Origin of the sequence: Okeania sp. SIO3I5 (assembly GCF_010672085.1) — a bacterium.
GTDB lineage: Bacteria > Cyanobacteriota > Cyanobacteriia > Cyanobacteriales > Microcoleaceae > Trichodesmium.
In genome coordinates, this window is sequence record NZ_JAAHHT010000364.1 from 1 (window position 1) to 6607 (window position 6607).

The 6607-nt window shown below is 35.6% G+C and carries 5 protein-coding genes; 4 read left to right on the top strand and 1 reads right to left on the bottom strand.

Annotated features, from left to right (window positions below; all coding sequences use genetic code 11):
• Positions 1-649: 649 nt before the first annotated feature.
• The 3 genes from F6K40_RS37770 (at position 650) to F6K40_RS37780 (ending at position 2904) form a co-directional block, all read left to right on the top strand.
• Complete coding sequence (locus F6K40_RS37770; RefSeq protein ID WP_293144621.1) at positions 650-1333, top strand: hypothetical protein; 684 nt, start codon at positions 650-652, stop codon at positions 1331-1333.
• A gap of 73 nt (positions 1334-1406) precedes the next feature.
• The gene (locus F6K40_RS37775; protein WP_293144623.1) at positions 1407-1784 is read left to right on the top strand and encodes a hypothetical protein; all 378 of its coding nucleotides are present in this window, start codon (positions 1407-1409) and stop codon (positions 1782-1784) included.
• Positions 1785-1992: 208 nt separating this feature from the next.
• Positions 1993-2904 carry a DMT family transporter gene (locus F6K40_RS37780; RefSeq protein ID WP_365674181.1) on the top strand — a complete coding sequence of 304 codons (912 nt, stop codon included), beginning with the start codon at positions 1993-1995 and terminating at the stop codon, positions 2902-2904.
• A gap of 808 nt (positions 2905-3712) precedes the next feature.
• Here the strand turns inward: F6K40_RS37780 and F6K40_RS37785 are convergent.
• Complete coding sequence (locus tag F6K40_RS37785; protein ID WP_293144626.1) at positions 3713-4114, bottom strand: hypothetical protein; 402 nt, start codon at positions 4112-4114, stop codon at positions 3713-3715.
• 807 nt (positions 4115-4921) lie between these two features.
• On the opposite strand from F6K40_RS37785, the gene F6K40_RS37790 reads away from it, so the two are divergent.
• Positions 4922-6073, top strand: coding sequence for a hypothetical protein (locus F6K40_RS37790; RefSeq protein WP_293144629.1), 1152 nt, complete (start codon positions 4922-4924; stop codon positions 6071-6073).
• The last annotated feature ends 534 nt before the right edge of the window (positions 6074-6607 follow it).

Below are 6607 nucleotides of genomic sequence, written 5' to 3' on the forward strand. Positions count from 1 at the left end.
ATACTACGAAAAGCAGTCCCAAACGCTTTTAGCAATGGGATAGAGGGTGTTGTAGTTCACCCCGTTAAGGTAACACTTAATTAAAACACTTGTCTAGGAATATTTTTCTATAGATTTAGTAACTATATCATTACAAAAGAATATTTATTTGCTTAAAGCAGCTCTACTGACGATAACTTCAGACAATTTCTGCTGTTTACTTATGGGAAATTGCAGCTTGGTATCCAGAAGATATTGATTATTCATCCCATTCTTGTCTGATTTTTACCTGAAATTCCAGAGCATCATTTTCAATAATTAATAATTAACAATTAATAATTAATAATTACCTCTTATTTTTAAGAAGAGGATTGGTTAAAAAGGAAATTTTTTTCTTCTCTTGGTCGATTGGATATGGCGCCGGTAACCCATCCATCCCACCCTTCGGGAAGCGAGCGTTCATGTCGCGCTGGCTATAAGTTTCATGTCGGCTCTTAGCCGTTAACGTTTGCGGAGCATTCCGTCAGGAAAGTTATGCGAAGCGCAAAAACGACCGCTTTTTTCTGATTGAAAGGAGAGGCTTTAAACCTTTATTTTTCGGTAACTTTTTATCCACGAGAACTGTATTGTCTCTAATATTATTGTTAAAAGTTTTGCAGGAGGTTTTGTTATGAATCAATCTTCAGAAATTCAACAGGTAAAAAAATATAAACCATTACTTTATATTACTCCTAATGATCAATCCAGTTTACAACAATCTCTATCTTCAGCAATTAATACTGTAACTATTGAAAAAGATGATGAGCAGTCAAATAGTTTTAAATCAAGTTTGTTAAAAGCATTAGAAAATGAAACTTCTATAGAAATATTTTTTTCAGTTTTATTTCCCTATTATTCTGTTTCCAAGTCTGTTTCCAGCTTCATAGTAAAAAAACTGATTGCCGATCAAAAAAACACTCAAGGTAGCGAACAAGTAAAACTCGACGAAAATACAAAATTAGCCTTAAATGAATTTAATTTAGAAGGTTGGTCAGAATTTATTACAGAAACTCCCTACTCAGAAATACCAGAAGATTTTGATTTTCCTCCCGGTCATCCATTACCAGGAAAATTATATAGAGCGCATCCCTTAAAATCAAAAAGTAATAAATATATTCCTATAGAAGTATTTGACTCTTTACTTTATGCAGAAAGAGAAGCTGAACTAATTCGCTTATTGGTAGATTTAGGAGCAACTAAAATTACAATTAAAGAAAAAAAAGTCGGTAAAACAGCAACAGAAATAGAAGCAAATGCTCAACTTACCGAAAAATTTTGGTTTAAAGCCTCCCCTTGGATAGGGGATAAGAAATAAAAATTTTCATGATTAGTCAATCCTATCAGTTTCAAGGAGAGGTAATTATTCATTATTCATTATTCATTATTCATTGTTGAACGGAGCAGGTGGAGTAGAAGGTAAAATAGAAGGAGATGCTAATAGCTCGGATGAATCAATCAGAAATTTATCGCTTGAAGGAAAACCTTGGAATTCGGAAATAGTAGAAAAATTTGACGAAAAAAATTATAGTTGGCTTCCTTATGAACCTGCATGGACAGCAGTTGCTCATAGTCGTTTATACGGAAAATGTTTAACAGCTTCCATTGAATTAACTAATGATGACTCTTATTCTATTTCAGGAAAAATAGGACTAGCAGAAGGATTACTGCAAAACTTAACTGACTTAAATTTAGGAGCATCATTTATTCGTAATCAAAATAAAACAAGTCTAATTTATGTCGAATTTGCTCCTCAAGAAAAAAATTGATATTGATAATTTTTTATCTAAGCTTCCTTGTATTCAGAGAATTATTGATCATCTTTTTAAGAAATTAACTAAGCATTCATTTAACTTCTACTAAATTTTTAACCAGAAATTCGTCCAGTCGAAGATTAGATTAAATTGAGGTCGAGAGTCAATGCTTACAAACTTTCAATTGTTTTTCCAACTTTTCCCAATTAAGTGCTAGAAAAAAATGATGGTGCAATGGATTACTAATTTTCAAGGCGAACTAGCTGCCTTAAGTGGTGCATTTTTGTGGGCTATATCTTCCGCAATTTATAGCTTACTTGGTCAAAAAATATCTCCCTTAAAATTAAACTTATTCAAAGGCTTAATAGCGATCGCTCTGATTTTTCTGACTTTAATTATTAGTGGCAAACTTCAGACAGAACTAAATTTAGTTACTATTAGTTTATTTCTAATTAGTGGTGTTCTTGGTATTGGTTTAGGAGATACTGCATTTTTTTCTGCCCTCAAAAATATGGGTGCAAGAAGAACTCTCCTGATGGCAACTCTATCTCCTCCAATGACTGCTTTATTAGGTTTAATTTTTTTAAAAGAACAATTAACTTTTGGTGCTTGGTGCGGAATTTTAATTACAGGAATAGGTGTAGCTTGGGTAATTTCAGAAAGAACTCCCGGTGCAGCAATTACTAATATTAATATCAAACAAGGAATCATCTGGGCAATATTAGCAGAAATAGCTAATTCTAGTGGTGCAATTATTTCCCGTTTTGCTTTACTTTCCTCAGATATTAGTCCTTTATGGAGCAGTTTATTCAGATTAACCGGAGGCGCAATTATTGTTGTATTGTTGTTATTTTTGCAGAGGAGAAAACCAAGTAAATTAGGAAAAATAAACTGGTCAACGAAACTTATTGGAGGAATTTTTGTTACAACTTTTGGCGGTACTTATTTAGGTATTTGGTTACAACAAATTTCTCTCAAATTTGCTCCCGTAGGTATTGCTCAAACTCTTTTAGCTACAAGTCCAATATTTATCATTCCTATTGCTGCTCAAATGGGAGAAAAAATAAGTATTAGGTCAATTTTGGGAGTATTAGTCGCAGTAGTTGGAATTAGTTTATTATTTAATTTTCAGTAATAAATTTAGATAGGATATTTGTGTGGGAAATATTATGTGCGCGAAGCTATAAATCTTAACTTTCTCCTATTGTCAAACTAATTTATCTTCTACTCTTAAATTTTGAGTCCTAAATTATAGGATGACTAATATGGAATCTAGGGCTATTTAATTCTAGAATAAAGTGACAATTTTACTAGCTTTTAGAGATTGGTTGATATCAACTTCAATCCTTGAAAAGCCATATTTTGGTTAATGCACAAAAAGTCAGAAATTAGAACGAAATAGCCCTATATGAAATCAGATTATATCAAGGGTAAAAAAAGAATGTTTAATATCAAATCCACTTAATTGAGTATAAAAAATGTTCCATAAAAAGCCATTGCCAAATCTTTCTTTATATCCCTCCCCAAACTCTCCAAACTCCCTACATTCCTCTAATTACACTGATGCTACCGGAGTTGATATAATTTAGGTGAAACTTGAATTATTAAGTAGACATCTCCAGAAAAGAAGGAATAGAGAATAGGGAGAAATAATTGATAATTTCTGTACGATAAATAATTTAATTTTTTATTGTTGGAGATGTCTAGTAATTAACACCGACTTTTTAACCCTATTCCCTAAAAATTACGAATTTTGTACCTTACCAGTATAGGAATTGCTATATCTATAATTCTGTTTTTTTAAGAGAACAGAAAAATTTACTAAAATTTACTTCAACTATAGCAGTCGAAGCAAAGATTAGGACATAGACTGATGATGAATCTTATACTAGGAAACACTTTTCCAACTGTTCCCTGTTCCCTGTTCCCTGTTCCCTGCTATACTACAATTTTTGCTGTAAATATTTGCACCAATTAACAGCTAAATCAATATCTGTAAACGGAATTTGAATATTTTTAGAATCAGAAAAAATAAACTCCAAAACTACTTTACCTTGACTTGGTGGATTTTCCAGAGCTACTAGCTTATTATTAACCAATAATTGTAGCGATCGCACATTTTGTAAAGAAAAAGTCTCCAAATTAACAGGTCCTTTGCGTGTAGGTTTTCCCCAAGTAATACTTTCACCATTCTGACCCAATACTGCATAAATATCATATTTTGCTTGCTCAAAAGATTCTGCCCAAACACGGTAAGCTTCCAACTTTTGATACTCATTCCAACCTGCCCAACTGAGGCAAATAAACACACCCAATAGGGGCAACCACAATAAACCTCTTTCCATTTTAGTTCTCAGATTTTCTACTTATAGTAATTAATTAGGAGTTATACCAAGCGTGATAAATGTTTGCTACAAATATCTCGTTTTTTTAAGGAGTAAGGAGGTAGGGACGTTAGCATTAATGCTCAAGCAACGTCCGTAGGTCCTAAGGAGTCAAATGGGAATAGCTTCGACGCCATTCTTAGTTCATAACTTATTGAATTCGTCAAAAAAACATCTCAATCAGCAAGTTTTTTTATCGCCCTTATTATTGGCAACATTCTTTTTGCACGCTTGGTATTACTTCAGCAATTAAAAATTAACGATTAACAATTAATAATTACCTCTCCCTTTTAGAGAGAGGATTGAGGATAAAAGAAAAAATTTCTTTCTCTAGGGGAGATTGGTTCTGGTTAGGTAACCCATTCATCCAACCCTACGGGAAACTTTCCTTACGGAATGCTGTCGCAAACGTTAACGACCGCTTTTTCCCCTTTCTTGGGAAAGCTTTAAACCTAAATTATTTAATTATTAATTATTAATATAGCCCATCGTGATTTAGCCGAACGCTAATATTGTCATGCCCGAGCGCCTAAATTATGACACTCTCAATGCCTCAAATTCAAGTTTATTTTTACATAAGAAAAGTATTATAACATTATCTAAGTAGGTAGGCACGAAAAAAATTAAACTTTTGAGATAGTTCCTTGCCTAACATGACACAAGCAATGTGATTTGTTTGAATTTTATTGAGATATTTTTACGTCTTAGATAAATCGTGGTACTATCAAACGGCTTTCTTATATCCCAAGCCAAGAAGACTCGAAAAAAATGCTACAATCCTTCCCTCAAAAAAGAACTGTTCATAATTTTCCCAATGTGATTGAGGTGCAAAGGCTATCGTGTCAAAGTGATTTTTTCACACCAAACCTTAAAGACATCAATCTCAAGCATAAAAACCTAGAGGACTATTTTCGTTCGCCAACAGTTGGCTTGCTTTTACCTCTGGGATCTAAACGAGAAAGTTACTCCTTCCCTCAAACCTTGAACTATGCCCTAGAGTTAGGCATAGCACCAGAGAGAGTGATAGTAGTCCACTCACCTAAGACCAAAACTGTTGTCGATGATTTAGGGCTAAAGAAAAAAGGCTGTTTAGTCCTCAACGAAGCGGATTTACTTAAGTTGTTCGATGCCGAGCGCATTCACTCACGCTTTGCAGTTGATATTGCTAAACATACAGGTAAAGGAAGAGCCTTTGCAATGGCTTTTGCTTACCTCAAGTACGTTTCTTCCTGGAAAACACTGAAGGATTTATTCTTTCTAGATGTTGATGCCAACGCTAATCAGTTCCAGCCACTTCATTATTTGGGGTATGCCCAGGCTATTTTTCCAGACGATCAGCGTTTGTTTCTACTCACCGCCCAAAACAATGCACTCAGAGATAATCACTATCTTTTTGTGATGCGCGAGTATTGGCGACATGAAAGTGACTTGGGGCGACACTATGCTGCACATTTCGACCAGCTCGTTTGGTCGCTAACAGGCGAAATAATGCTCAGATGGGATATTGCCGAACAGATTCCTTTTGCCATCAGCTATGGCATAGAGAGCGTATGGCAGCTATTTGCGGCAGATTGGGTTGCATCTTCCCTCTCAGACAGTCAATATAAAATTGCCCAAGTCGTTAACCCGCAAACTAAAAGAGACGGTGGTACTGTGGGGCAAAGTGGGCGTTGCTATGATGCTACTATGTATCGCCAATTGAATCTAATGGCTTGGTTTCTGATTAAACATGGCAAGCCCCTATCTCAGTTTACGGCAGAAGATTACCATACCGTTAATACTTGTTTAAGTAAGGCAGATCGGACTGTAATATTGCCAGATAATGAAGACCACGGACTGCCTTATAGCGTACAACTAAAGTCAGACCTTTTTATCCCACCGCTGGCAATGCTAGCCTCTGAAGATTGTTTGCGTATTTAGGAATTTCTGTCCTAGCATTTTTAACTTTCCTGGCGGGAAGTCCGGCGCTCTCCATCCCCCCTAACCCCCCTTTGGAAGGGGGGAGGGGAGCGTCGGGATGAAAGCCTGGGTCCGGATTCGGATACCTTCATAAGCTAAAGGTTCATAGGCCCAAGACACAAGCTAGGAGCATTTTGTTATTATCAATGTCAACACAGGAGGAGGACATCACCTCTGTCATGCGCAGCGGTCAGGGTTTCCCAGACGCTCAGAATCCCTATTTTTCCCGTAAGGGCAACGTCGGGAGTATGTCAAGCAATAGATATCTCCAGAAAAGAGGGAACAGAGAACAGGGAAAAGGGAACAGGGAGACCCCACCCCTAATATAGAATCCGGTTATATAGTATATGTTCATTATTAAATCGGACAATCGGACCATCTCCCCCAACAATACACTCTTGTATTCAACCGGATTTGATATTACTCCTTACTCCTTACTCCTTACTCCTTACTCATTACTCATTACTCATTACTCCTCAGTAATACGATAACTAA